The organism is Streptomyces graminofaciens, assembly GCF_030294945.1.
Taxonomy (GTDB): Bacteria; Actinomycetota; Actinomycetes; order Streptomycetales; family Streptomycetaceae; genus Streptomyces; species Streptomyces graminofaciens.
On the sequence record NZ_AP018448.1, the window covers coordinates 7,810,134 to 7,837,113 of the forward strand.

Here is a 26,980-nt window from a genome sequence, read left to right on the forward strand (position 1 = left end):
CCAGGACGCTTTCTGCAGGCTCGGGGAGACGCCCATCGTGTCGAACTCAGTCGGGCTTCGGCGGGTCCGGATGCTTCGCGAGCCAGTCGAGCAGTTCACGGTGACGGAACTCGTGGCCGAGGCCGCTGCGGCGCAGCAGACCCGCCTCCGCCGCCCAGTCGAGGAAGGCGCCGAGCCGGAGGGGCAGGGTGCCGCGGGTGAGGTGGCGGAAGGCGAGGTAGCGCATGGTGGCGCCGCCCACGATTGCGCAGTAGCAGTACAGGCCCGAGGGGACCGCCAGCACCACCGACTCCCACAGGCCGTGGTCGCCGTCGATCCGGCCGAGCAGGCCGAGGGTCAGGCACAGGCTCCCCAGGCCGGTCGACATGAACTCCTGACGCATGATCCGCCGGGGCGGCACGACGTCCGAGGGCGAGTGCAGTTGGAAGGCGAGCAGGACGGGCAGCGCGACCCCGACGGACATGGCGAGCCCGGCCTGCCAACGGGTCAGGGTGCTGAGGCCCCATCCCGCAGTCGTGATCAAGGTGGCCAGAGCGGTGAACCGGAAGGGATGCAGCCAGGGAGCGAGGTGGCGGAGCGTACGGGGCTCGGTGTCCGTCGTGTCCACGAGCTGCATGAAGCCCGAGCGTCCGGCGGCCTTGGCTTCGGTCGTCGGCTCGGCGGTCAGGACCGTCAGGCCCATCGCCCACGTGAGCATGCCCGTCGAGACCAGGATGGTGCCGTCACCGGTGGCCGTCGACAGTACAAACGACAGCGCGAGCATCGTCGCGAAGCCGAGATGCAGGATCTGCCGCCGGAACGACCGGACCCTCTTCGCCCCCGCCATCAACCACAGTTGGTGCAGGGCGAGCACCGGCTGGGGCACACCGGCACCCGGTTCGGCCCCGTCACCGTCACCGTTGCTGTCACCTGCACCGTCACCGCGCGCGTGCCGGGCCAGTGGGTGCAGCCACCGGTGTACGTCGTCCGGGTCGTGGCCGGGGTGGAGCGCCGTCACCGCCGGGATATAGCGGGACAGCAGCAGGTGGTCCAGGCGTTTGGCGGAGCGGCGGGGCAGCAGCTCACCGGGGTCGCCGTCGGCGCCGTAGACCGTGGCGACCATGCACAGTCGCCAGGGCGTCGAGAGCAGACGGGCGAGCGGGCCGGCGGGGCGGTCGGCGAGATGGTCGAGCAGGGGCTTCCAACGGGTGCGGCTCGTGGCGCGTTCGGTGAGGTAGTCCAGCGCGTCGGCGGCGATCACGGGTTCGACGGCGACCCGGGCCGCGTCCAGCAGCCGGTGCCGCCGGTCCGGGCCCGGGCCGTGCGCGAGAACGGCGTAGGCCTCGTCCCGCGCGGTCAGTACGACGGCTCCGGGCAGGCGCCCGTCCTGGTACGCGTTGAGCGCGTCGAGCAGGGCCCTGGCCCGGGGCGCGACCGGGTCGGGTCTGCCGCTCCCCGACGGCTCGTCCATCTCGTCGAGGCCGTCCAGCACCGGAAGGACGAGACGCCGGGCGACCAGACCACGCGCGCGGCGCCGGGACCAGCGGTACACCTGGCGCAACTCGTCTTCGAGCACCTCGTCGAGAGGTCGCCGGGTGTCCCAGCCCGCCAGCGGGACGCGTACCGGAACCGGATCGCCCGGCGCCCGCTTCTCGATCAGCGCCAGCAGTAGCTCCAGGGCCAGCATGGTCTTCCCGGAACCCGCCGGTCCGGTGATGACCAGACGCCGGGGGACGAGGGACGTGAAGTACGTGTGGATGTCCGGCTGATCGGAGCCGACGGCGAGCAGCCTGCCCGCGTGGGCGGTGTTCGCCGCCGCCCGGCCGTCCTCCGCCACCTGCCGGTACCGCAGGTTGATCCGTTTGCTGTCGTCGCCCAGCAGCCGTCGCCACGCGGCCTGTTCGACATCCAGCACCTGCTGGGCGAGCAGTTCGGTCCACTCCGTCCACCGCCGGGGCAGCAGGTACGTGTACCAGTGGTTGTCGACCTGCTGCGCCTGGAAGACCGTGCTGTTGTGTACGCCCCCGTGCACGGTGTTGCGTACGACCGCCCTGTCGTCCTCGGCCAACTCGCCCTCCCCCGGCAACGGCCCCCCGGCCGCCTACTCCTCCCCGTCCTTCTTCCCGTTCCCCTCGCCCTTCTCCCCCTTCCCTTCCTCCCGCCGCTTCAGCTCCTCCTCACGGCGGCGCAGGTCGGCCTCCCAGCTCTTCAGGAGGGACTCGTCCTTCTTGTTGCCCTCGGTGAGGGACTTCAGGAACTCGGGGTTGTCGTCGGGCGCCACGTACTCCGTACGGCGGTTGCGGTGCCACTCGGAGGGGGTGCGGCCGTCGGCCGGGGCGTGGCGCAGCTTGCCCGCCGCCAGCCAGGCGATCGGGCCGACGATCCAGAAGAGCAGGATGATGAAGACCCAGGCGATCTTCGGCAGGTGCTTCGCCTCGTCCTCGGGGGTGTTCAGGCAGTCGATGAAGGCGTAGATCGTGAGCGCGAGCGGCACGAGGTACATCAGCAGCCTGAGCATGGAACAGCCCCCTGGAAACGGTGGTGCGGGCCGCGTACCGGCCCCGGAAGTGACGGTGGGCCGTACGCGCCGGCCCGGACGGAAATGACGCCGGGGCCGCGTGCCGGGCCCCCGTGACGGGGTCAGGGTAGCCCCTCGGGGATACTTGACCCCATGGCTTACGACGATCTTCGCTCCCTGCTCCGCGCGCTGGACCGCGAGGGCGATCTCAAGCGGATCAAGGCCGAGGTCGACCCGTATCTGGAGGTCGGGGAGATCGTCGACCGGGTCAACAAGGCCGGCGGCCCCGCGCTTCTCTTCGAGAACGTGAAGGGGTCGAGCATGCCCCTCGCGATGAACGTCTTCGGCACCGACCGCCGCCTGCTGAAGGCGCTCGGCCTGAAGTCGTACGAGGAGATCAGCGGCAAGATCGGCGGGCTGCTCAAGCCGGAGCTGCCGCAGGGTTTCATCGGCGTGCGCGAGGCCTTCGGGAAGCTCGGCGCGATGACGCACGTACCGCCGAAGAAGGTGAAGTCCGACAGCGCCCCCGTACAGGAGGTCGTGCTGTACGGCGACGACGTCGACCTGGACGACCTTCCCGCCCTCTTCACCTGGCCCAAGGACGGCGGCTCCTTCTTCAACCTGGGGCTCACCCACACCAAGCACCCCGAGACCGGCGTCCGCAACCTCGGCCTCTACCGCCTCCAGCGCCACGACAAGCGCACCATCGGCATGCACTGGCAGATCCACAAGGACAGCCGCAACCACTACCAGGTGGCCGCGAAGCGGGGCGAGCGACTGCCGGTCGCCATCGCCTTCGGCTGCCCGCCCGCCGTGACGTACGCCTCGACCGCCCCGCTCCCCGGTGACATCGACGAGTACCTGTTCGCCGGGTTCCTCTCCGGCAAGCGGATCGAGATGGTGGACTGCAAGACGGTGCCGTTGCAGGTGCCGGCGCAGGCCGAGGTCGTGATCGAGGGCTGGCTGGAGCCCGGCGAGATGCTCCCCGAGGGCCCGTTCGGCGACCACACCGGGTTCTACACCCCGCAGGAACCGTTCCCCGCCCTGAAGATCGACTGCGTGACGATGCGGAAGCGGCCGTTGCTCCAGTCGATCGTGGTGGGCCGCCCGCCGACGGAGGACGGGCCGCTGGGCCGGGCGACGGAGCGCTTCTTCCTCCCGCTCCTGAAGATCATCGTGCCGGACATCGTGGACTACCACCTCCCCGAGTCGGGCGGCTTCCACAACTGCGCGATCGTCTCGATCGAGAAGAAGTACCCCAAGCACGCGCAGAAGGTCATGCACGCGATCTGGGGCGCCCACATGATGTCCCTGACGAAACTGATCGTGGTCGTCGACGCCGACTGCGACGTCCACGACCTGCACGAGGTGTCGTGGCGGGCCCTCGGCAACACGGACTACGCCCGTGACCTGACGGTGGTGGAGGGCCCGGTCGACCATCTGGACCACTCCTCCTACCAGCAGTTCTGGGGCGGCAAGGCGGGTATCGACGCGACGCGGAAGTGGCCCGAGGAGGGGTACACACGGGACGGTGGCTGGCCGGACATGGTCGAGTCGGACCCGGCCACGGCGGCCCTCGTGGACCGCCGCTGGAAGGAGTACGGGCTGTGAGCAGCGCCTCCGCCGCCATCCCCCAGCCGGGCCGCACCAAGGCGTTCCTCCGCCTGGTGATGATCGAACACTCGATCTTCGCGCTGCCCTTCGCCTACATCGCCGCGCTGACGGCGATGTTCCAGCTGGACGGCAACATCCACTGGAGCCGTCTCCTCCTCGTCACCGTCTGCATGGTGGGCCTGCGTACGTTCGCCATGGCGGTGAACCGGATCATCGACCGCGAGATCGACGCCCGTAACCCGCGTACGGCGCACCGCGAGCTGGTGACGGGCGCGATGTCGGTGAAGCACGCCTGGACGGGCGCCCTCGTCGCGGTCGTGATCTTCCTCGGCTCGGCGGCCCTCCTGAACCCCCTCTGCCTGGCCCTGGCTCCCGTCGCGGTGATCCCGATGGTGGTCTATCCGTACGGCAAGCGCTTCACGAACTACCCCCAGGCGATCCTGGGGCTGGCGCAGGCGATGGGGCCGGTGGGGGGCTGGCTGGCGATCACGGGGGAGTGGTCGTGGGACGCGGTGATCCTCGGGCTGGCGGTCGGTATATGGATCGGCGGATTCGATCTGATCTACGCCTGCCAGGACGTCGAGTCCGACCGGGAGACGGGTGTCCTGTCGGTGCCGGCCCGCTTCGGGATCCCGGCGGCGATCTGGGCGGCGCGGGTGTGTCACGTCCTCACGACGGCGCTGTTCGTCTGGTACGCGGTGGCGACGGACGCGGGCGCGTTCCTGTGGCTCGGGTTGCTGATCGTCGCCGGTGCGTTCGTGTACGAGCACACGATCGTGCGGCCGCATGACTTGTCCCGCTTGAGCCGGGCGTTCTTCAGTGTCAACGGGTTCATCGGGATCGCCTTGTTCGTGTGTGCGCTGCTGGACCTGCTGGTGCGGGGCCTGACCGTCTAGCCGACCAGCGCTTTTCGCCCCCGCCGCCCCTACCCGTCCCATCCCACAGGGGCTGCCGCCCCTTCGACCCCGCCGCGCCTGAGAGCTCGGGGGTGGTCGCTCATCGGCGGGTCCGGGTCCGTCGTGGTCGCTCGCGCAGTTCTCCGCGCCCTTGAGAAGACCAGGCTGCGCCCTGGTCTTCACCCAGGAGCGCGAAGCCGGCAAGCGAAGCCGACAAGCCAAGGCGACAAGCGAAGCCGACAAGCAAAGGCGACAAGCCAAGGCGACAAGCGAACCCGGCAAGCCAAGGCGCGCAACGCGGCGGCCCGGAGGGCCGGGCCGTTGTCCTCAGGGGCGTGGGGAACCGCGCGATCAGCCCCCACCCACCTGCACCCGCCGGATGACAACCTCATCCACCCGAGCTCGTCCGCCCAACGGGGCGGCCGACGGGGCAGGAATCAGCCCCACCCGACAGCCGCCCTCCGACGGAACACGAACGCCGCCACCACCCCCGTCACCAGCCCGATCAGATGCCCCTGCCAGCTGATCCCCGTCTGCGTGGGCGCGAGCCCCGCGAGGATCGAGCCACCCCAGGCCGCCGCGATGCCGAACCCGACGAGCACCCCGAGGAAACGCCGCTCGACGAAACCGCTGACCAGCAGGAAACCGAAGAGGCCGAAGACCACCCCGGACGCCCCCGCCGTGTTCGTGTTCGACGGGGATATCAGCCAGACCCCGAGCCCGTCGGCCACGATGATCAGCGCACAGACCGCGAAGAAGCGACGCAGCCCCCCGAGCGCCGACAGGAACCCGAGCACCAGCAACGGCACGCTGTTCGCCGCGACATGGCCAAAGCCGAAGTGCAGGAAGGCCGCCGGGACGATGTCCACCAACTCGGACGGCTCACGCGGAGCGATCCCGAGGTCGTCCAGGGCGTGGCCGCTCACCACGTCCACGACCTCCAGCACCCACAGCAACGCCACCCAGCCGACCATCACCTTGGCCGCGGCCCTCGCTCGGTCCCCGCCCGTCCATCTCTGCTCCGAGCCCGCTACGCCACCCGCCGTCATGACAACCCCCGTGTCAACTCGTCCCTCCGGGAAACGGCCAAGCCCCCTTGGCCGGTTCCCGCCCCGCGACGCCGGATAGGCTCGGTCTCGTGAACCCAGTCAAGCCAGGAGAGACGCCGCGTACGCCTTGGATCGTAGGGGTGTCCGGCGCATCCGGCACCCCATATGCCGCGGCTGTCCTGCGCGCCCTCCTCGCCGCCGGTGAGAGCGTCGACCTCGTGGTGTCCCGGGCCTCCCGGCTGACCCTGCTGGACGAGACCGGCATCTCCTTCCGCGACGCCCACTGGCGCGACGACCTGCGGGAATGGCTGGCCAGGGGCGCCGACGGCAAGCCCGGCACCTTTGCCGTGGACGTCGACGGCGACCGCGTACGGTACTGGGCCACCGGCGACCTGGCCGCCGGACCCTCCTCGGGCTCGTACCCGAGCAGGGGCATGCTGATCGTCCCCGCCTCCACGGCCTGCGTCGCCGGCGTCGCGCTCGGTCTGTCGAAGGACCTGTTGCAGCGGGCGGCGAGCGTGACCCTGAAGGAGGGCCGCACCCTGGTCGTCGCCGTACGCGAGACCCCGCTGAACGGGCAGACCCTGCGCCACCTCGTCGCCCTGGACGACGCGGGCGCGACCGTACTGCCCGCCTCCCCGGCCTTCTACGCGGGCGCCGGCCACATCCAGGACCTGGTGGACTTCGTGGCCGGCCGGGTGCTGGACGCGGCGGGCGTCCCGCACACCCTGTACCGCCGCTGGGAGGGCGACATCGGCGGCGCGCGCACGCCCAGTACCAACGGAACCGGAACCGGAGCCGGAACCGGAGCCTGAGCGGCCCCGATCACGCCGACCTCGGGCACCTCCAACACCTCTGCCCCCTCTATCTCTTCAGACATCTCTTCTGACATCTCTTCAGTCGACAACGCAACTCTTCACCGGAAGGCAACCGATCGCATGGACGCGGTGGACAGGCAGCTCATCCAGGCCCTGAGGGAGAACGGCCGGGCCTCCTACGCGGAGCTGGGACGCCTCGTCGGTCTGTCGGGACCCAGTGTCACCGACCGCATCAACCGGCTGGAGGCGGCCGGGGTCATCACCGGCTACCGCGCCACGGTGAACGCCGCCTCGCTCGGCCTCGGCGTCACCGCCCTCATCGGCATCTCCCTCTCCGACGCCGCCGACCACGAGGACGTGGCCAACCGGCTGCGCGATCTGAACGAGATCGAGGACTGCTGGTTCATCGCCGGCGACGACTCGTTCATGCTCAAGGTCCGCGCGTCCGACGTGGACGGCCTGGAGAAGACGATCCGTCGTCTGTCGGGCACGAAGGGCGTGTCGAGGACCCGTACGACGATCGTGCTCTCCACCAAGTGGGAGAACCGGGTGGGTGAGCTGCCTGAGGAGCGTTAGGCGCTCGGCGCCCCATGGGGGCACCTCCCGCCCGAAGGGTGGGGGAGTACGGTGGGTCGGATCTGTCGGAGATGGTGGGAGTGAGCATGGACGTCGGGCTCAAGCGCGAGCTGGAGGACAAGGTCCGGGCCGGTGAGCGGCTGACCCGTGAGGACGGCATCGCGCTGTACGAGTCGGACGACTTGGCGTGGCTGGGCGGGCTGGCCCACGAGGTGCGCACGCGCAAGAACGGCGATGTCGTGCACTTCAACGTCAACCGCCACCTCAACATGACGAACGTGTGCACCGCGTCCTGCGCCTACTGCTCGTTCCAGCGCAAGCCGGGCGAGAAGGACGCGTACACGATGCGCATCGAGGAGGCGGTGAAGCTCGCCAAGGCGATGGAGGGCGAGAACCTCACCGAGCTGCACATCGTCAACGGCCTGCACCCGAACCTGCCGTGGCGCTACTACCCGCGGTCGCTGCGCGAGCTGAAGGCCGCCCTTCCGAACGTGTCGTTGAAGGCCTTCACGGCGACGGAGATCCACCACTTCGAGACGATCAGCGGTCTGTCGGCGTCGGAGATCCTGGACGAGCTGATCGACGCGGGTCTGGAGTCGCTGACGGGTGGTGGCGCGGAGATCTTCGACTGGGAGGTCCGGCAGCACATCGTCGACCACCGGACGCACTGGGAGGACTGGTCGCGGATTCACCGGCTCGCGCACGAGAAGGGGCTGAAGACCCCGTGCACGATGCTCTACGGCCACATCGAGGAGCCGCGGCACCGGGTCGACCACGTCCTCCGTCTCCGTGAGCTCCAGGACGAGACGAACGGCTTCCAGGTCTTCATCCCCCTGCGCTACCAGCACGACTTCGTGGACGTGAAGGACGGGAAGGTACGCAACCGGCTCCAGGCGCGTACGCAGATGGCGACGGGGGCGGAGGCGCTGAAGACCTTCGCGGTCTCCCGCCTCCTCTTCGACAACGTCCCGCATGTGAAGGTCTTCTGGGTCATGCACGGCGTCCAGACCGCGCAGCTGGCGCTGCAGCACGGGGCGGACGACATGGACGGCTCGGTGGTGGAGTACAAGATCACCCACGACGCCGACAACTACGGCACGCCGAACAAGCTGACCCGCGAGGACCTGCTGGACCTCATCCGCGACGCCGGCTTCCGCCCGGTGGAACGGAACACGCGCTACGAGATCATCCGCGAGTACGAGGGCCCGGACCCGGCGCGCCGGGAGTCGCCCCAGCCGATGCGCGTCTGACCGCCGGCGGGTTGTTCGGCCGGTGGGCGCGGGTTCATCGTGGTTTCTCGCGCAGTTCCCCGCGCCTCTCAAGGGGCGCGGGGAACGCGGCGTGGGCGAGGAAATCCGCCCGCACTTGAAGCCCCACCCCGTAATAATTACCCTCCCCCCATGCCCCTTACCTTCCAGCTCGACCCGCCCCTCACCCCCACCCTCCACGACGGCATACTCGAGCTCTGGGCAGACGTCTCCAACGCCGGCGGAGCCGTCGGCTTCGTGCCGCCGGTCACGCCGGAGGTGATCCGGCCGGAACTGCTGAAGCACGTCACCGCGATGGCGGACGGCCGTATCCGCCTCCTCGTCGGCCTCGACGAAACCGGCACGGTCGCCGCCACCGCCTTCTTCTCCTTCAACACCCACCGCCTGATGACCCACTGGGTCTGGCTCTACACGGTGATGGTCCACCCCGCCCACCAGGGCAAGGGCTACGGCCGCGCCCTCCTGCACGCGGCCGAACAGGCCGCCCGCCGCTTCGACGGCATCGACGCCATCCGCCTCACCTGCCGCGGCGGCCTCGGCCTTGAGCACTTCTACACCTCCAGCGGCTACAAGGAGGTCGGCCGCGTCCCGGGCGCCATCCGCGTCGCGCCCGGCGACGACCGCGACGACATCGTCATGCTGCTGCAGCTCACCTGAGGGTCCCGCGACGGCCCGTACCCCGGTGCAAGATCGCACCCCGACCGTGCTTCACTGGACGGTGCCCCTTTGGGAACGTTTTATGGGACCGGTCCGGAACGGAAGAGTGGATTGAGATGCTCCGCTACACACTGATGCGCCTCGGTATCTTCGTGGGCTGCCTCGGGGTCGTCTGGGGCCTCGTCTACGCGGGCCTCGCCCCCCGCGGCCTCGGTGCCTCCAACGGCATGTGGATGGTCTTCCTCGCCCTCGTGATCTCCGCGCCGATCAGCTTCGTCGCGCTGCGCAAGGAGCGCGACAAGGCCTCCGTCCAGATCGTCCAGCGCGTCGACCGCGCCAAGGCCAACCTGGAGGCCAACCGCACCCAGGAGGACGACGCGGTGGACGCGGCGGCGCTGGCACACGACGGCAAGACCCCGTAGCCCGCGCCCACGACCGCCCGCACGCCGAACCGAACCCCGGCGATCGAACCGTACGCTTGCCCGCATGGGTGCTGTGAAGAACAAACGGATGCCCCGCGCCGTGCGGGAACAGCAGATGCTGGACGCGGCCGTACGGACCTTCGGGCAGCGGGGCTACCGCGCCGCGTCGATGGACGAGATCGCCGAACTGGCGGGCGTGTCCAAGCCGTTGGTCTACCTGTACCTGAACTCCAAGGAAGACCTCTTCACCGCCTGCATCCGCCGCGAGGCCAAGGCGCTCACCAGCGCCGTCTACGCCGGTGTGGACCGGAGTCTGCCCGCCGACCGCCAGCTCTGGGAGGGGCTCCAGGCGTTCTTCACGCACACCGCGCGGAACCCGGACGCCTGGTCCGTGCTGCACCTCCAGGCCCGTACGCACGGCGAGCCCTTCGCCGCCGAGACCGACGCGATGCGCGCGGAGATGGTGGTCTTCGTCACCGAGCTGATCCTGGCCGGCGCCCGTGAGGCCCGCCAGGACCCGCACCTTCCCGAACGCGAGGTCGCCGGCCTGGCCGAGGCCCTGGTCGGCGCCGCCGAGTCCCTCGCCGCCTGGGCCAACACCACCCCCGGCGTCTCCGCCCGCCAGGCCGCGGCCACCCTCATGAACTTCGCCTGGGCGGGCCTGGGCAACCTCATGGAGGGCCGCCCCTGGACACCGGCCGACTGAGTTCAACGGGGAGTGGTCACGCGGCGCCCCGCTTGGGCAGCGCCGGCGCCACCCTCAGAGGGCCAGCGGGTGGACGTGGCCCGTCACATGGACGCGTTGCCCGCCTGGAGGGCCCCCGCGAAGTTCGAAGCCGCCGCCGACCGTCCCGTCCTCGCCGTACGTCACCGTGCTCGGCAGCGGTACCGGTGCCCTGAACTCGGCACGGACGAGGACCGCCGCCGGTGTGCCGTGCTCGGCGAGGCAGCGGGCCACCGTCCACATGCCGTGCGCGATGGCCCGGGGGAAGCCGAAGAGGCGGGCGGCGAGCGGGTGCAGATGGATCGGGTTGCGGTCGCCGGACACCGTGCCGTACCGCCGCCCGACATCCTCGCCCAGCCGCCATTCGGCGACCGGCGGCAGCGGCTTGCGCTCCGCCCGCGACCGCTCACCGCCGCCGCCCCGGGTGCCGCCGCCCCGGGTGCCTCCGGAACGGGCGCCGTCGGAACGGGCGCCGTCGGAACGGGCGCCGTCGGAACGGGCGCCGTCGGAACGGGCGCCGTCGGAACGGGCGCCGTCGGAACGGGCGTCGACAGCCTGGGTGCCGTCGGTCCGGTGCCGGGCGAGATAGGTGCTCCGCGACTCCCAGGCGACCCCGCCCCCGTCCCGTACCTCGGTCACGACGGTGGCCTCGGTGCCCCGCCGATGGGGCGCCAACTCGTCGACGTACACGGTGAGTTCGTACTCACCGGTCGCGGCCAACTGTCGTCGCCGGGTGATCTCGATCGAGGTGTGGACGAGCCCGAGGAGGGGCAGCGGGAAGTCCCGGGCCGCCATGATCCGCATGGCGAGGGGGAAGCCGAGGACGTGTGGGTAAGTGACGGGGACGGCGTCCTCCCCGGTGGGGAAGCCGCAGACCCGCTCGTACGCGGCGAGGCGCGCGAGGTCGATCCGCACGCCGGGGAGTACGAGCCGGGGGCCCGAGGGCGCGGTGAGGCGGGGCGGCCTGAGGCTCTTGCATGGTGAGAGCAGGGCGCCCCGGGCGAGCAGGGGGCCGAGTGAGGGGGCGCCGGTGAGAGTGAGGGTGTGCATCGAACGGTCCGCCCTTCCTCGCGGGACTTGCTCGTGCGCGCGGCTTCTTACTCCGGAGTCAGGTTACCCGAGGTAAGTGATGATCGGCGTGATGGTCGGAGGGGGGAGATGAACGACCCTCAGGTAACTTGGCGCGCCCTTGACCTGCGCGTGAGCAGCGCATGGAGGGTCCACGAGACTGCACATCCCCGGCCCCGGACCACCGCCGGACCATCTCGACACTCACACCAACCTCACACAGGCGCCCCGTACGATCCCGGTTCTCAGCCCTCGTTCCGCCGTAGTCCTTCCGCCGTAGTCCTTCCGCCGTCGTCCTTCCGTCGTCGTTATTCAGCCGTAGCTCTTCCGGCCCAGGAGCCGCCCGTGTCCAGCCTCGACCGCACCGAACCCGTGCTCGTGGACCCCGAGCTGAAGCGGCTGGACGGCGTCGTGCGGGAGGCATACGTACCGCCGCTCGCCACGCCCGTCACCTACGGCTCGCTCGCCGAGATCCCGTTCGACAACGCGGCCCAGGAACCGGACGCCGTGGTCCTCAGCCGCAAGTACGCGGACGAGGGCGAAGGGGACGGCCGTTGGCGGGACGTGACGGCGGCCGGCTTCGCCGCCGAGGTGCTCGCGGTGGCGAAGGGCCTGATCGCGGAGGGCCTGATGCCGGGCGACCGTCTCGCGATCATGGCGCGCACGACGTACGAGTGGACGCTCCTGGACTTCGCGGCGTGGGCGGCGGGCCTGGTGACGGTCCCCGTCTACCCCACCTCGTCCGTCTTCCAGACCCGCTGGATCCTCCAGGACTCGGGCGCGGTCGCGCTGGCGGTGGAGTCGACGAGCCAGGCGGCGGCCCTCGGCCCCGAACGCGATCGCATCCCCGACCTGCGCCACATGTGGGTCTTCGAGAAGGGCCACGTGGAACGCCTCGCGGAGCGCGGCCGTGACGTGCCGGACCAGGAAGTGGCCGTACGGCGTGGGGTGCTGGGCCCCGACACGCTGGCGACCCTCATCTACACCTCGGGCACGACGGGCCGCCCGAAGGGCTGCGCGCTGACCCACGGCAACTTCTTCGCGGAGGTCGACAACGCGATCGACCTCCTGTACCCGATCTTCCGGGCCAGGACGGACGAGGAGGCGTCGACCCTCCTCTTCCTCCCCCTCGCCCATGTCTTCGGCCGCATGGTGGCGATCGGCTGTATGCGGGCGAGGGTCCGCCTGGGCCACTCGCCGAGCTTCCGCACCGAGGACCTGCTGGCGGACCTGAAGTCCTTCCGCCCGACCTTCCTCCTGGTCATCCCCTATGTCCTGGAGAAGGTCTTCAACACGGCCCGGGCCTCCGCCGAACGCATGGGCCGCGCCTCGTCCTTCGACCGCGCGGCGACGGTCGCCCGCCGCTACGGCGAGGCGCTGGAGGCCGACCAGCACGGCACGGGACCCGGCCCGTCCGGCTTCCTGAAGGCGGCCCGCACCTTCTACGACCCCCTCGTCTACCGGCGCATCCGCAATGCGCTGGGCGGCCGGGTCCGTTACCTGATCTGCGGCGGCTCACCCCTGGGCCGCAGACTCGCGGCCTTCTACGCGGGCGCCGGCATCGAGGTCTTCGAGGGCTACGGCATGACGGAGACGACGGCGGCCGTGACGGTCACCCCACCGATCCGCCCCCGCCTGGGCACGGTCGGCTGGCCGCTCCCCGGCACGCGGGTCCGCATAGCGACGGACGGCGAGGTGCTGCTGCACGGCGGCCAGATCTTCCGGGGCTACTGGGATCCGCACGGGGGCGGGGTGGTCCCGGCGGGCCCCGACGGCTGGTTCGCGACGGGCGACATAGGCGAGCTGGACGAGGACGGCTACCTGACCATCACCGGCCGTAAGAAGGAGATCCTGGTCACGGCGAGCGGCAAGAACGTGGCCCCGGCTCCCCTGGAGAACTGGCTCCGCTCCCACCCCCTGATCGCCCACGCGATGGTCATCGGCGACCGCCGCCCCTATGTCACCGCCCTGCTGACCCTGGACCCCGAAGGCATCACGCACTGGCGCCAGATGAACGGCAAACACGGGGTGCCACCGGAACTCATCGCGGACGACCCGGAGCTCCTGACGGTCCTCCAGCGAGCCGTGGACGAGGCGAACCGCCTGGTCTCCCGCCCGGAGTCCATCCGCCGCTTCACGGTGGTGCCCGGGGGCTTCACGGAGGAGGCGGGCCACCTGACGCCCTCGATGAAACTGCGCAGGGAGGTGGTGGAGGAGGCGTTCGCCGAGGAGATCGAAGGGTTGTACGGGAGCTAGATCCCGATCTCACCGAGTGGACGACCAGGGGGTCACGGCCCCGTAAATCCTCGTGTACTGGTTCACCTTCTGTGCTTTACTGGCCGACTCTCTGGACATTGATCATCACGGGGGTGGGTTCAATTGCTGAGCGCCCGAAAGCTGTCGATATCAGCTCTGGCCGGTGTCGTGATTCTCGCCGTTCCCGGCTGCGCGGGGGAGCAGGAGCCGAAGGGAAGCGGGGTCTCGGAAGCGGGGAGTTCTCCCGGCAGATCCGCTCAACGCGTGCTCACTCTCAAAGAACTCAGATCTTCGGCTCTTACCACCGAAGACGTTCCGCAGGCCATGAGCGTCAACATCGAGGATTCCGCTCCCGAGAGCGAGAACACGTTCCCACCGGTGTCCGACACGTCATGCCGGACAGTGCTCGACACCGTGGAGGCCGACGATACGACCGCCTCGGTGAGCAGCATCTTCAACTGGAAGGACAACATCTGGCCCGGCACCGCGACGCTCGCTTCCTACGCCGACGACGGCGCCGAGCGGGCATTCCAGCGGCTGCGGAAAGCGCTCAAGAAGTGCAAGTCCTACTCCGGTGTGAGTAATGGGGGTGAATACGACGCCGAGGTCGAGGTGGGGAAGGCGCCGGACATCGGGGACGAGGCCATCGCCTTCCGTACGGTCATTCCGTTGAAGCTGTCGGGCGAGGCGGAAGAAGCGCTCGGGGGCAGGGAAGAAATCTTCGTGAGAACGGGCACATCCATCGCCGTATTCAGCCAGGTGCAATCCGAGAGGAAGGGGAACTTCCCGCGTCAGGTCATCGAGGAGCAGATCGAGCGACTACGGAAGGCGCAACGGTCCTGAAGCCGAGCCCATCTGTCGCCTGCCGCAGGCCTACTCGTCGGCTTTGCCCGCCGCAGGGTCGCCCTCCCCCAGGCCGAGCCACCAGTGACCCTCATCCTTGAGGAGCAGCAGCTCCTGCTGCTGCCCGGTCTTGTCGTATGTCACCCGTATCGGATTGAAGTAGTCGACGGACCCCTCCAACACGGTGACGTCGACATGCCCACCGGCCGCCTCGCCGTACTCGCGCACGAACTCGTCGGCGGCTGCCCTGAGATCGCCGTCGTAAGCGGGCGCGGCAAGCTCGACGAGGCCCTCCGAGTCCCCGGCCTCGAGCCGCTGGATGTAGACGCGCACGAGGGTGTCGACGTCCTCGGCGGTCTCCTGGACATCGGGATACCTGGACTTCTCCGCCCGCACGGTCACATCGATCCCGGGCGAGTCGGCGAGGGCGTAGGGAGCCCGGAACCAGATCCACCACACGGCCACGGCGACCCCGGCGACGAGGAACAGCCCGCCGCACAGCAGGAAGAACCACTTCTTCGTCATCGTCGCTGTCCTGTCGGTTCGGTGCGAGCAGTGTGGGTGGTAGTCCTTACAGATCTCGCTGACTGCACTTTGGTTGCACAGCGAAGTCCTCAGTACTCGCACCGGCGGACATGGTGGGCTTTTGTCCCGATGGTTGGTGCACGGGCGATATCGCCGAGGCTGAGCCTCTGGGGCATCGCAATCGGGAATACTGTGGGCCGCATGAGCCCCTCCTGTGGCACACATCACTCGTTGTCATGTGGCGTTTGGTTCGCATGAGGGTGCGATGTCCGCTTGTGACGCTCTGGATCTGTTATTGATGCGGGCTTTACCCTCCCTTCACGATTTGTGGATGACCAGTCACGGATAGGCAGGGTCTGGGGAGTCCCTGGGGGGAAGGGTGCTTCATGCCTGCAGGTAGACGGTTGTGCGCTGCTGGATTGGTGTTATCCGCCGCGGTGACGTTGAGCGCGTTGGCGCCAGTGGACGTCTTGGCGGCGACGTCCAGAGGTACGCCGGCGCAAACGAAGCAGGAAACGCGGACCGCCGAGCAACCCGCGCTCAGCGAATCCGAGGCCTTCGCGCAGGCCAAACGAACGGACAGCTCCGTGGAGGTCGTCTCCCAGCGCGGTGAGAGCAGCGAGGTGTTCGCCACTCCGGACGGCAAGCTGGAGGCACGCGAATATCTGCGGCCGGTGTGGACGCGCGTAGACGGCGTTTGGAAGGCCGTCGACACCGATCTGGCGAAGGCCGATGACGGGATGGTGGCTCCGAAGGCCGCCACGATCGGCCTGGAGTTCTCCGGCGGCGGTGACGCCCCGATGGTGCGGATGACGAAGGCCGGGCGGACGCTGGAGCTGTCGTGGCCGGGCGATCTCCCATCCCCACAGTTGGACGGTGACACCGCGACCTATGCGAATGTCCTGCCCGGCGTCGACCTCAGACTCGGGGCACAGGGGGACGGCTACACGCAGCTGCTCGTCGTGAAGTCGGCGGAGGCCGCGGCCAGTGAGGAACTGGCCGAGCTGCGTCTGCAGATGGACACGCGAGGCCTGGACGTCCATGAGACCAATGGCGGTGGCCTGGAAGCTGTGGACAAGGGCGCCGGCACCGCGGTGTTCGAAGCGCCGGAACCGGTGATGTGGGACTCCAGCCCGGGCGGCACCGTGTCCGGTACGGCTGGCCAGAAGGCCACCGCCCAGAAAACCGCTGAGGCGCGGGTCACGGCTGTGAAAGCCAGCCCGACCGTTGGCGAGCCCGGCGCCGCCGAGTCGGGCAAACTGGCCCCTGTCGGCGTGGACGTGCCCGCTACTCAGGACGCGCTCGTGCTTAAACCGGACACCGAGGTCCTCAAGGGCAAGGACACCGTGTACCCGGTGTTCATCGACCCGCAGATGCGCGCGCCCAAGGCGACAGCGTGGACCATGGCGTCGAAGTATTGGGCTTCGTCGCCCCAGTGGAAGTTCAACGGCGAGTCCGACGCGGGGATGGGCTACTGCGCCTGGTGGTACTGCCAGCCGTTTGACACCAAGCGGCTCTTCTACCGCGTTCCCGTCGCGAAGTTCGTGGGCAAGAAGATCCTCTCCGCCGAGTTCACCGTCCGCAACACGTGGTCCGCGTCCTGCGATGCGCGAGGCGTCCAATTGTGGCGGACCGGCGACATCTCGAAGTCGACGACCTGGAACTCACAGAACCGTTCCGGCTTCTGGATCGACCATCTGACCACCGAGTCGTTCGCGCACGGGTTCGAGGGTTGTTCCGCCAAGGACGCGGAGTTCAACGTGAAGTCGGTCATTCAGCAGGCCGCGGACAAAAAGTGGTCGAGCATCACATTCGGCCTGCAGGCGTCCAACGAGGATGACCCGTATGGCTGGAAGCGGTTCTCGGACGACGCGTATCTGCGGGTGTACTACAACCGGCCGCCTCCACAGCTGAAGATGTCGCAACTGACGATGCAGTACGGCGGTACGTGCAAAAAGCCCGAGAACGTGGTGCGGATGCGCTCGCTGGGGACGATCTCAGTCGACGACGTCACGGATCCGGACGGCGACAAGGTGGCCGTTGAGATCCAGGCGAAGTGGGACGCCGGGGACGGCAAGGGGCTGATCGCCCGATGGAAACCGGGGCTGAGCGCCTTCGACGACTCCGGAACCAGATTCACTGTCTCGTTGCCCAAATCCATCCCGACGAACAAGCAGATCCACTGGTACGTGCGAGTCAAGGACAAGGGGCTGGACGGCCACGACGGCGTCTTCTCACCGTGGTCCTACGCCGGTGACGCCACGGGTTGCTACTTCGTCTACGACACTTCGGCTCCAAAGCCACCGACCGTCACGTCCGGCGATTACCCTGCCTTTGAGGCAGAGGACCCCAACGATCCCTGGTACGACGGGATCGGCAGGTATGGGACGTTCGACATGAAGGCCGGCGAGGCCGACGTCACCAGGTACTGGTACGGCCTCAACGCCGACCCCACGTCCAAGAACGAGGTAGCGACCACGGGCGGTGCCGCCAGGACGATCAAACTGCTGCCACCCCGGGCCGGTATCAACACGTTGTTCGTCAGGGCCTTCGACACCGCTGGCAATTCCGCCGAGTCCAGCTACAGTTTTCGGGTCAAGAACGGCCAACCGGAGCGCGCGACCTGGCAGTTGGACGAAGATCGGGGCGCGACTCAGGCCGTGGGCTCGACTCCGGCACGCACACTCGCCCTCGAGGGCGGGGCGACCCCCGGAGCGAGTGGCACACTCGGTACCGCCTTGGCCCTCGACGGTACGACCGGCTACGGGTCCACCGACCTGTCGGCCGTCGACACCACCACAGGCTTCTCTGTCTCGGCCTGGGCCAAGCTGGACACCAAGCCAGACCACGGGGCGATGGTGGCCACCCAGATCGGCAACGAAGCTGCCGGCTTCGAGCTGCTCTACTCGTCCGCCTACGACCGCTGGGTGTTCGGCACCCTGGCAACCGATACGCAGGGAGCCACGGCCAAGCGCGCCATGGCGAACACTGCGGGCGGAGCCGAGGCCGGGGCATGGACCCACTTGGTGGGCACCTACGACCCGGCGGCCACGAAACTGCGGCTGTACGTCAATGGCAAACTCACGGGCGAGGTCACCCACGAGATGACCTGGAACGCGCGGCGCGGCCTGCAAATCGGGGCAGGAAAGAACAGCGGTGCCCTGAAGGACTTCTTCCCCGGCACGGTCGACGAGGTGCAGCTCTTCGACAAGGCGGTCGCCCAGGACGAAGTCGACAAGCTGTATGCCAAGCAGACCGTCGGAGACCCCGGCCGACCCGCCGTCGCCATCTTCTCTCTCGACGAAAAGGCGGACGCTGACACCATCGAAGCCCACGGCGGAGTCATCCCGGCCAAGTACACGGGCGGTGTCACGACCGGTGTTCCCGGAGTGGCGGGCAAGGCAGCCAAGTTCAACGGCACCGACGGCTACGCGAGGATCGGCCAGCAGCGGGCACCACACATCAACTCCTCCCGCAGCTTCACGGTCTCTGCGTGGACCAGGCTCGACAGGAAGCCGGACGGAGCGGCGATCATCACCGCTCAAGCCGGCCAATACGCCCCGGGCTTCGAGCTGTACTACTCCAAGACCTACGACCGCTGGGCATTCAACCAGTACTCCTCCGACGCGGTGGACGCGACACCGATCCGAGCCATGCAGCCCGACGGCACCACAGCGCGCACGGGCGAGTGGGTGCATCTGGTCGGTGTGCACGACACCGTGGCGAACACACTGACGCTGTACGTCAACGGTGTCAAAGCCGGATCGACGCAGCTGACCAGCGCCTTCTATGCGGACCAGTCCATGTACATCGGGGCGGGCTCCTACAACGGCGAGATGAAGGGCCACTTCCCGGGCACGATCGACGACGTTCGGCTGTACGACCGCCCGCTCTCCGCCGAGGAAGTGCGGCAGGCACTCAAGCAACGGCCGCTTGTCAAGGGGCGCTGGACGTTCGAGCAGGCCTCGGGGTCGCCGCTGGTGACTCCGGACTCGTCGGAGGCGGGCAACGCCATGACACTGCACGGCGTGACGCAGTTCGGCTCTGGATGGGTAGACGGCGGCGTCGTGCTCGACGGTGTCGACGACTACGGGGTGACGTCGACCACACCGGTCGACACCACCGGCAGCTTCACCATCACGGCGTTCGCGGAGGCGGCAGCCGTTCCGGAGAAGGGCGTGGCATTGCTGAGCGTGCCCGGTGCGACGAAGGACGCGTTCGCGGTGCGCTACGAGCCGGGGGCCGACCCGGCAACCGATCCGGGGCGCTGGCGGATCACGACAGCCGCCACGGACACCGCCGACGCAAGGATCACAACGGTCGACAACGCTCAGTTCTCCACAGTCGCCTCCTGGACGCACCTGGCACTCGTGTACGACGGGCTCACCAAGCAGCTGACGCTGTACGTCAACGGCAGACCTGAAGAGGTGGCCTGCGAAGACGCGGACGGCGACGGTGAGCAGGACGTGCCCACCTGCGCGGACACGTTCTCCTGGGCGGAGAACGTGCAGTCCTTCAAGTCCACCCGGCCCCTGCAACTAGGCCGGGCCAAGACCGGAGCGACCACCTGGGGCGGCTACTGGCCGGGCGCCGTATCCGATGTCTGGGCCTTCCAAGGCGCGCTGAGCGAGGAGCAGATCGGACTGCTCGCCATCGGCCAGCCCGGCATGGCCACCGAGGTCCCGAACGATTTCTGACGGAAGCGACTTCGGGTGCGTCGGCTGTCCGGCGCACCCGAGGCAGCCGCCTTTCGCACCCCCACTTCCGCCCCACGCCGGCGCCGACCGCGCTGCTGGTGCGCCAAGCCAAGGACGAAGGACAGGATGAACGGCAGATCCAGCAAGCGGTTCCGGAAATTGCGGCGGCGCATCGCACTGGCCTCGGCCGCGGTCATGGTCGGCACACTCCTGCAAGCGGTGACACAACCGGCTGCGGCTGTGGACGACCGCAAGGACAGAACGGGCAGTGCTGACCGTTCCTGGACCGAGACGCCGGTGCCCCGGTCCAAGACCAAGGTCAAGGTCAAACCGAGGCTCCGGATGAAGGAGCCCCGTACACCGAAGACACCGCCCGAAGCGACATGGCCGAAGGCTGCGACCGCACTGGTTCAGCTGCCCACGGCCACCGCGAAGAGCGGCGCGCCCGCATCCGTACGGCTCAAAGGCCTGCCCCTGACACTGGACACCCGCGGCAAGGCCGCGAAGAAGCCCGCCACCGGTGCCGTCGAGGCGCGCGTTCTCAGCCGTGCGGCAGCGAAGAAGACAAGAACCGACGGCCTTCTTTTCACGCTGCGCTCCAAGAACACGGCGAAGAACGGGCAGCCGGGCCGGGTACGAGCCCACCTCGACTACTCCGACTTCGCCGAAGTCTTCGGCGGCGGCTACGCCTCCAGGCTGACCCTGGTCGAACTGCCCGCCTGCGCGCTGACGACTCCTGCCAAGCGGAAGTGCCGTACCACCGAGCCGGTGGTGACGGCCAACGACACTGAGAAGCAGACGCTCACTGCCTCGAACCTTGCGTTGAAAGCCGCTGCTCCCACCGTGCTCGCCGCCGTGGCGGCGGCGGACAGCGGAAGTGGCGACTACAAGGCGACATCCCTCTCGCCGTCGGCGACGTGGAAGACCAACCTCAACACCGGCGACTTCGCCTGGTCGTACGACATGCCGGTTCCCGATGTGCCCGGTGGGCTGACCCCGAAGGTCGGGCTGTCGTACTCCTCGGGCGGTATCGACGGACGTACGAGCAACACCAACAATCAGGCTTCCTGGGTGGGCGACGGCTTCGACCTGTGGCCCGGCTATATCGAGCGACGCTACAAGCCGTGCGCCGACGACGGCGTGGAACACGCGGACGGCAACAAGCCGGCCGATCTGTGCTGGGCATACGACAACGCGTTCATCTCGTTCAACGGCAAGGGTGGTGAACTGGTCCCCGACGGCGAGAACTCCTGGAAGCTGAAGAGCGACGACGGCACCAAGATCACGCGCATCTACGGATCCAGCAGTGATGTGCGCGACAACGGTGCCCGCAAGGACGAGTACTGGCAGATCACCACACCTGACGGCACGCAGTACTTCTTCGGCTACAACCGTCTTCCCGGTTGGGAGAACGGCAAGGAGACGACCGACTCCACCTGGACCGTCCCCGTCTTCGGCGATGACGAAAAGGACGAGTGTCACGCCTCGACGTTCGCCGACTCGTGGTGCCAGCAGGGCTGGCGGTGGAATCTCGACTACGTCGTCGACACTCACGGCAACGCCATCGCCTACTACTACGACAAGGAGACCAACTCCTACGGCCGCAATCTCAAGGCGAGCGACGACACGCGCTACGCCCGCGGGGGCACGCTCGACCGCGCCGAATTCGGTCTGAAAAAGACATCCGTATACAGCACCAAGGCACTGGGCCTGGTCGACTTCACCAACAGCGAGCGCTGCCTGCCCAACTCCTCGACCACTTGCTCGTCCATCGGTACAGACGCGTCCTACTGGTACGACACCCCGTGGGACCTGAACTGCGACAGCGGCACGGACTGCGACGAGGGCCGTTTCTCTCCGTCGTTCTTCACCCGCAAGAGGCTGACCGAGGTCACGACCCAGGTCTACGACGGCAGCGCCTACAAGAACGTCGACTCCTGGAAGCTGGGCCACCGCTGGGGTCAGTCGGACATCGACTACCAGCTGCTGCTCGACTCGGTCCAGCGGACAGGGCACTCCGCCGACCCGGCGATCACCCTGCCGAAGACCACCTTCACCTACTCCCAGCACGCCAACAGGCTCGATAAGATCGGCGACGGCTACGCCCCCTTCGTCAAGGACCGCCTCTCGGGCGTCGCCGACGAGTCCGGCGGACAGGTCGTCGTCAACTACTCGGAGCCATCCTGCGACTGGGACTCGCTGCCGACTCCGAAGACCAATACGACCCGGTGCTTTCCCCAGTACATCGGCGGCAGTTCCTCGGACGACCCCGAGTTGCAGTGGTTCAACAAATACGTGGTTGCCTCGGTCACCGCGAAAGACCGCACAGGCGGTTCACCCGACCAGTTCACGGCGTACGACTACCTGGGCGGCGCGGCCTGGCACTACGACGATGACGACGGGCTGACCAAGGAGAAGTTCAAGACCTGGTCCCAGTGGCGCGGCTACGGACACGTCCGTGTGCAGACCGGTGGTCTGGGCAGCTCCTCGGAGAAGCAGTCACAGCAGGACACGTACTTCCTGCGCGGCATGGACGGCGACCGCCAAGAAGCCGGCGGCGGCACCAAATCCGTGACCGTCACCCTCGGGGAGGGAGAGGGGGACCCGATCAGCGACCACGAGTCGGCGGTCGGGTTCGCCTACAAGACGGTCAACTACTCGGGTCCGGGCGGCAAGGTGCTCTCCAAGAGCGTCAGCCGACCCTGGCACAAGCAGACTGCCAAGAAGGAACGCACCTGGGGCACGGTGACGGCCAACTTCACCGGCACGGGTCACGCGAAGACCTTCACGTCCCTCGACGACGGTGCCGGTACGGCCTGGCGGATCACCTCCTCCGCCACCTCGTTCGACGACGTGGCGGGTCGAGTGACCCACATCGACGACTTCGGAGACAACTCCACCTCCGACGACAACCAATGCACTCGTATCAACTACCAGCTCAGCACCACACCGTCGGACATCGTCACCCTTCCGTCCCACGTGGCGACCGTGGCCAAGTCGTGCGACAAGTCCGTCAGCTACCCCGCGGACGTGATCTCCGACATCCGCACCGCCTATGACGGCGGCCCCTATGGCGAACCGCCCAGCAAGGGCGATGTGACGGCGATCGCGCGGCTGAAGAAGCACGACGGCACGACCGCTGTCTACCTCGAGTCCGGGGTGACCTTTGACTCATACGGCCGTCAGCTGACGAGCACGGACCTGACCGCCGACGTGAAGGTCACCAGTGGCGGGACACTCACGCGCACCGCGCGCACCGACGGCCGCACCACGACGACCGAACACACTCCCGCAACAGGCTTCCCCACCACGACCAAGGTGACCACTCCTCCGGCCACCGCGGGTCAGGCCGCCACGGCACAGAGCTCGTCCACCAGACACGACATCCGCCGAGGTCTGCCACTGACCCAGACCGACACCAACAGCAAGGTCACCAACTTCGCCTACGACGCGCTGGGGCGCACGTCCAAGGTGTGGCTCCCCGACCGCGCGACGGGACAGACTCCGAGCTACGAGTTCAGTTACACCATCGCTGAGGACAAGATCGTCGCGGTCGCCACCAAGACGATCGGCAACGGCGGAGCCCAGCGCATTTCCTACGCTCTCTACGACGGCTTCCTCCGGCTACGCCAGAGCCAGGACCCCGGACCGAGCGGCGGGACCCTCCTGACCGATGCCTTCTACGACGAACGTGGGCTCGTCAGCAAGGAGTACGCCACCTACTACGCGTCAGATGCTCCGTCCACGGTTCTGTTCCCACCCGCCAAGGCACTGGCCGTCGAGACCCAGAATCACTACGCCTACGACGGGCTGGGACGTCAGACCGAGGCCAAACAGATTCGTGGTGCCGGCGACGGCGACAGTGAAGCGGTCCTGGCCACGACCAAGACCATCTACGGCGGCGACCGCACGACTGTCATCCCGCCGTTCGGCGACATGGCCACCACCACCCTCATCGATGCCCGCGGCCAGACCACCGAATTGCGCCAGCACCACGAGCGCAGTGCCACGGCCGCTTATGACACGACCACATACGGCTACACGCCGAGCGGTGAGCTCAAGACGGTGACGGACCCGGGCAAGAGCAGCTGGACATACAAGTACGACTTGCTCGGCCGACAGATCGAGGCCACCGACCCGGACAGGGGCACCACGGTCAGCGAGTACGACGACCGCGACCAGTTGACCCTGGTCGATGACTCCCGCGCGAACTCTGCGAGCCCGGCACTCTGGCACGGCTACGACAACCTCGGCCGCAGGACGGAGGTACGGGAGGGCTCGTCCAGCGGCACTCTGCGCAGCAAGTGGGTTTACGACACGGTCACCGGTGCCCAGGGGCAACTCGCCGAATCCACCCGCTACAGCGGCGGCAACGCCTACACCTCCAAGGTCGTCGCCTACGACAGCCTGTACCGGCCGACGCGCACGTCGGTCGCGATCCCGTCCTCCGAAGGCGCGCTGCAAGGCACATACGTGTCGACGACCTCGTACGATCTCTCGGGCGTGATCAAGGGCGTCGGCTACCCGAAGGCCGGATCTCTGCCGGCCGCGACGGTCAACTACACCTACGAGGACGCCACTCTGCGTCCGATCGCGATCGCAGGCAGCCAGGGGCTGAACGCCACCACCAGTTACAGCCTGACCGGCAAGCCCCTGGACTACCGGTTGTCCGCCGCCGGCGGCAAAAACATCATGGTCAACAATTCCTACGAGAAGGGCACCCGACGCCTGGCCAACGTCTCCGTACATCGCCAGGACGTCGCGGGTGTCGACCAGAGCAGTACATACCGGTACGACGAGGCGGGCAACGTGCTGTCCGTGTCGGACGTCTCCCGTTCCGGCACAGACAACCAGTGCTTCACCTACGACTACCTGCGCCGCCTGACCGAGGCCTGGACCCAGGGCACGACGAGCTGCGCCACGGAGCCCAGCGGCAGTGTGCTGGGCGGTCCGGCCAAGTACTGGCAGTCCTACACGTACGACGTGGTGGGCAACCGCAAGACAGAAACGCTCCACGACGTCACCGGCAACACGGCCAACGACACAAAGCGGACGTACGAGTACCCGGGTGCGGGCAAGACCCAGCCGCACACCCTGTCCTCCGTCACCACGACCGACTCCACCGGCACTGCCAAGGACTCCTTCGGCTACGACACGATCGGCAACACCACCACCCGCACGCTGGGCGGTGACACCGAGTCTCTCCTCTGGGACGCCGAGGGCCACCTCGCCAAGGTGACAAAGCCGATAGCCGGCAGCAGCGACAAGGTCACGGAATACCTGTACGACACGGACGGCAGCCGCTTGATCGGCCGGACCTCCACGGAGACCACGCTTTACCTCGGAACCACCGAGATCACTCTGGCGAAGGGGGGCACGACGCCGAAGGCCACGCGCTACATCGACCTCGGCGGCGGACACCAGGCCGTCCAGAAGGACGACGGCAGCGTGTCGATCACCCTCGCCGACCATCACGGCACGGCCCAACTCTCCATCGACGGCGCCACCCAGAAGCTCAACCAGCGCCGAGCTTTGCCCTTCGGAGGCTTCCGGGGAGGCGCACCGACGGACTGGGCGGGCACGAAGGCCTTCGTGGGCGGCACCGACGACACCAAGTCCACCGGCCTGATCCACCTGGGCGCCCGCGAATACGACCCGTCGCTGGGCCGCTTCATCAGCGTCGACCCGATCATGACCCCCACCGACCCGCAGTCCTTCAACGGCTACACCTACGCGGGCAACAACCCCCTGACCTTCACCGACCCGACCGGCCTGTGCCGACCGGACGTATGCGGCATCGGCTACCCCATCGGCGGAACGGGCACGACCAAGTCCAACCCGGTCCGATTCACGACGCAGAAGTCGCATGGGGGAGGGGCGTGGCGCGACACCGGCTTCTACATGAACAAGGACCGGACGATCGTCTTCACGGGGGTCGAGGTCCCGACGGGCTGGAAGGGGCGAGAAGAGTTCACGAAGCGCTTCTACTCGCTCATGGACGGTTTGTCGGACGGTGACCCCCATTCCCTCATACTCAGTGGTTTCGCCGACCCAGAAAATGAGGGAGGTATGGCATGGCTGGCGAATTATGGATATAACGTTTGCCTGGCCATGAAAACCTGCCCGAAGGATTTGGAGACCAGATTCAGGGACGAGGCCTCGGGATTCGCGTCGGTTGTTATGGCGGCCGGTGCGACCGGCGGCCGTGGAACTGCTGCTGGAAAGGGGGCGCGAGGCGCAAGGGGCGCAGGGGGCAGCTGTAAGTGCTTCCTGGCCGGCACCGACGTCCTCATGGCCGACGGCACGACCAAGGACATCGAGGACATCGAACTCGGCGACACGGTCCAGGCCACCAACCCGGAAACCGGCGAAACCGGCGCCCGCGAGGTCACCCGCCTCATCGTCACCAAGGACGACAAGCACTTCAACGAACTGTCCATCGCCACCGACGACGGCATCGAAAAACTGACGGCGACGCACGAGCACCCGTTCTGGTCACCGTCAGAGAGCGACTGGATCGAGGCTGGCGACCTCTCTCGGGGCATGACCCTGCGCACGGATGGCGGCGACACGGTCATAGTCACAGGAAACCGGGCGTACGCGGACCGGGCGATCACGTACAACCTCACCGTCAGTGGCATGCACACGTACTATGTGCTGGCGGGTGAGACGCCGGTACTCGTTCACAACTCATCATGTCCGTCCTTCGCCACTGGAAAGCCAATCAGTGGTCCACTTCCCGACGCTGGGCAAACGTCCTTGTACGCGCTAGTGAACCCGAAGAATGGCGAATTGCTCAAATGGGGAATATCGAAGAATCCTGTCGGTCGCTACAAGAACTCGGATTACGAGGGCGGGACTCGGATGGTGATTCTCAGGAACTACGACTCCAGGCGAGATGCTCTTGATGTGGAGCGCTATATGACGGAGAGGCACCCCGGGCCGCTGAACTTTGAGCCGCATAGAGGGTCTGTAGCGCCCACGCAGTCTTGGGAGCAGGATCTGCGACACGTTACTGGCGGCGGGTTCTTTAGGGATCGAGATGGCGGTTAGGTGCTTGGCCTGGGAGA

At 67.8% G+C, this 26,980-nt stretch carries 17 protein-coding genes; 12 read left to right on the top strand and 5 right to left on the bottom strand.

Annotated features, from left to right (window positions below; translation table 11 throughout):
- Positions 1–46: 46 nt before the first annotated feature.
- Together SGFS_RS34300 and SGFS_RS34305 are read right to left on the bottom strand one after the other, a co-directional pair.
- On the bottom strand, positions 47–2,047 hold the full coding sequence (locus SGFS_RS34300) for an NACHT domain-containing protein (RefSeq protein WP_286256062.1): 2,001 nt from the start codon (positions 2,045–2,047) through the stop codon (positions 47–49).
- A gap of 33 nt (positions 2,048–2,080) precedes the next feature.
- Entirely contained in the window at positions 2,081–2,497 is a 417-nt protein-coding gene (locus tag SGFS_RS34305; RefSeq protein WP_286256063.1) for a PLD nuclease N-terminal domain-containing protein, read from the bottom strand.
- Between the two features lie 153 nt (positions 2,498–2,650).
- Here SGFS_RS34305 and SGFS_RS34310 point away from each other — a divergent pair, with 153 nt between their 5' ends.
- Complete coding sequence (locus SGFS_RS34310; protein ID WP_286256064.1) at positions 2,651–4,108, top strand: menaquinone biosynthesis decarboxylase; 1,458 nt, start codon at positions 2,651–2,653, stop codon at positions 4,106–4,108.
- On the top strand, positions 4,105–5,007 hold the full coding sequence (mqnP, locus tag SGFS_RS34315) for a menaquinone biosynthesis prenyltransferase MqnP (RefSeq protein ID WP_286256065.1): 903 nt from the start codon (positions 4,105–4,107) through the stop codon (positions 5,005–5,007). The genes SGFS_RS34310 and mqnP overlap by 4 nt, the downstream gene beginning before the upstream one ends.
- A 437-nt stretch (positions 5,008–5,444) precedes the next feature.
- Here mqnP and SGFS_RS34320 read toward each other — a convergent pair whose 3' ends face one another.
- Entirely contained in the window at positions 5,445–6,056 is a 612-nt protein-coding gene (locus tag SGFS_RS34320) for a rhomboid family intramembrane serine protease (protein WP_286256066.1), read from the bottom strand.
- A gap of 89 nt (positions 6,057–6,145) precedes the next feature.
- Between SGFS_RS34320 and SGFS_RS34325 the strand changes: the two genes are divergently transcribed.
- The 6 genes from SGFS_RS34325 to SGFS_RS34350 all read left to right on the top strand — a co-directional run bounded on the left by SGFS_RS34325 (position 6,146) and on the right by SGFS_RS34350 (position 10,503).
- Complete coding sequence (locus SGFS_RS34325) at positions 6,146–6,871, top strand: UbiX family flavin prenyltransferase (RefSeq protein WP_286256067.1); 726 nt, start codon at positions 6,146–6,148, stop codon at positions 6,869–6,871.
- Between the two features lie 123 nt (positions 6,872–6,994).
- Complete coding sequence (locus SGFS_RS34330; protein WP_286256068.1) at positions 6,995–7,450, top strand: Lrp/AsnC family transcriptional regulator; 456 nt, start codon at positions 6,995–6,997, stop codon at positions 7,448–7,450.
- A gap of 86 nt (positions 7,451–7,536) precedes the next feature.
- Entirely contained in the window at positions 7,537–8,700 is a 1,164-nt protein-coding gene (mqnE, locus tag SGFS_RS34335; protein ID WP_286256069.1) for an aminofutalosine synthase MqnE, read from the top strand.
- A gap of 150 nt (positions 8,701–8,850) precedes the next feature.
- Positions 8,851–9,375 (top strand): GNAT family N-acetyltransferase, encoded by a 525-nt coding sequence (locus tag SGFS_RS34340; protein WP_286256070.1) that lies wholly within the window; start codon positions 8,851–8,853, stop codon positions 9,373–9,375.
- Positions 9,376–9,491: 116 nt separating this feature from the next.
- The gene (locus SGFS_RS34345) at positions 9,492–9,797 is read left to right on the top strand and encodes a DUF4229 domain-containing protein (RefSeq protein WP_286256071.1); all 306 of its coding nucleotides are present in this window, start codon (positions 9,492–9,494) and stop codon (positions 9,795–9,797) included.
- A gap of 64 nt (positions 9,798–9,861) precedes the next feature.
- Complete coding sequence (locus SGFS_RS34350) at positions 9,862–10,503, top strand: TetR/AcrR family transcriptional regulator (protein ID WP_286256072.1); 642 nt, start codon at positions 9,862–9,864, stop codon at positions 10,501–10,503.
- A gap of 54 nt (positions 10,504–10,557) precedes the next feature.
- Here the strand turns inward: SGFS_RS34350 and SGFS_RS34355 are convergent, their stop codons facing one another.
- Entirely contained in the window at positions 10,558–11,571 is a 1,014-nt protein-coding gene (locus tag SGFS_RS34355) for a MaoC family dehydratase (RefSeq protein WP_286256073.1), read from the bottom strand.
- Between the two features lie 363 nt (positions 11,572–11,934).
- Here SGFS_RS34355 and SGFS_RS34360 point away from each other — a divergent pair, with 363 nt between their 5' ends.
- Both SGFS_RS34360 and SGFS_RS34365 read left to right on the top strand, forming a co-directional pair.
- Positions 11,935–13,845: an AMP-dependent synthetase/ligase gene (locus SGFS_RS34360; RefSeq protein ID WP_286256074.1), complete on the top strand. Its 1,911-nt coding sequence runs from the start codon at positions 11,935–11,937 to the stop codon at positions 13,843–13,845.
- A 264-nt stretch (positions 13,846–14,109) separates the two neighbouring features.
- Positions 14,110–14,688, top strand: a complete 579-nt coding sequence (locus SGFS_RS34365) for a hypothetical protein (RefSeq protein WP_286256075.1) — start codon at positions 14,110–14,112, stop codon at positions 14,686–14,688.
- Between the two features lie 30 nt (positions 14,689–14,718).
- Here the strand turns inward: SGFS_RS34365 and SGFS_RS34370 are convergent, their stop codons facing one another.
- The gene (locus SGFS_RS34370) at positions 14,719–15,213 is read right to left on the bottom strand and encodes a hypothetical protein (RefSeq protein ID WP_286256076.1); all 495 of its coding nucleotides are present in this window, start codon (positions 15,211–15,213) and stop codon (positions 14,719–14,721) included.
- A gap of 386 nt (positions 15,214–15,599) precedes the next feature.
- Between SGFS_RS34370 and SGFS_RS34375 the strand changes: the two genes are divergently transcribed.
- Positions 15,600–19,910, top strand: a complete 4,311-nt coding sequence (locus SGFS_RS34375; RefSeq protein WP_286256077.1) for a LamG domain-containing protein — start codon at positions 15,600–15,602, stop codon at positions 19,908–19,910.
- 126 nt (positions 19,911–20,036) lie between these two features.
- Entirely contained in the window at positions 20,037–26,963 is a 6,927-nt protein-coding gene (locus SGFS_RS34380) for a polymorphic toxin-type HINT domain-containing protein (RefSeq protein ID WP_286256078.1), read from the top strand.
- Positions 26,964–26,980 lie beyond the last annotated feature (17 nt).

Bases quoted from the DNA above. Each gene is read 5' to 3' on its own strand.
- SGFS_RS34305 (WP_286256063.1), bottom strand. From the start codon at position 2,497: ATGCTCAGGCTGCTGATGTACCTCGTGCCGCTCGCGCTCACGATCTAC.
- SGFS_RS34310 (WP_286256064.1), top strand. From the start codon at position 2,651: ATGGCTTACGACGATCTTCGCTCCCTGCTCCGCGCGCTGGACCGCGAG.
- SGFS_RS34320 (WP_286256066.1), bottom strand. From the start codon at position 6,056: ATGACGGCGGGTGGCGTAGCGGGCTCGGAGCAGAGATGGACGGGCGGG.
- SGFS_RS34330 (WP_286256068.1), top strand. From the start codon at position 6,995: ATGGACGCGGTGGACAGGCAGCTCATCCAGGCCCTGAGGGAGAACGGC.
- mqnE (WP_286256069.1), top strand. From the start codon at position 7,537: ATGGACGTCGGGCTCAAGCGCGAGCTGGAGGACAAGGTCCGGGCCGGT.
- SGFS_RS34340 (WP_286256070.1), top strand. From the start codon at position 8,851: ATGCCCCTTACCTTCCAGCTCGACCCGCCCCTCACCCCCACCCTCCAC.
- SGFS_RS34345 (WP_286256071.1), top strand. From the start codon at position 9,492: ATGCTCCGCTACACACTGATGCGCCTCGGTATCTTCGTGGGCTGCCTC.
- SGFS_RS34350 (WP_286256072.1), top strand. From the start codon at position 9,862: ATGGGTGCTGTGAAGAACAAACGGATGCCCCGCGCCGTGCGGGAACAG.
- SGFS_RS34355 (WP_286256073.1), bottom strand. From the start codon at position 11,571: ATGCACACCCTCACTCTCACCGGCGCCCCCTCACTCGGCCCCCTGCTC.
- SGFS_RS34370 (WP_286256076.1), bottom strand. From the start codon at position 15,213: ATGACGAAGAAGTGGTTCTTCCTGCTGTGCGGCGGGCTGTTCCTCGTC.
- SGFS_RS34375 (WP_286256077.1), top strand. From the start codon at position 15,600: ATGCCTGCAGGTAGACGGTTGTGCGCTGCTGGATTGGTGTTATCCGCC.
- SGFS_RS34380 (WP_286256078.1), top strand. From the start codon at position 20,037: ATGAACGGCAGATCCAGCAAGCGGTTCCGGAAATTGCGGCGGCGCATC.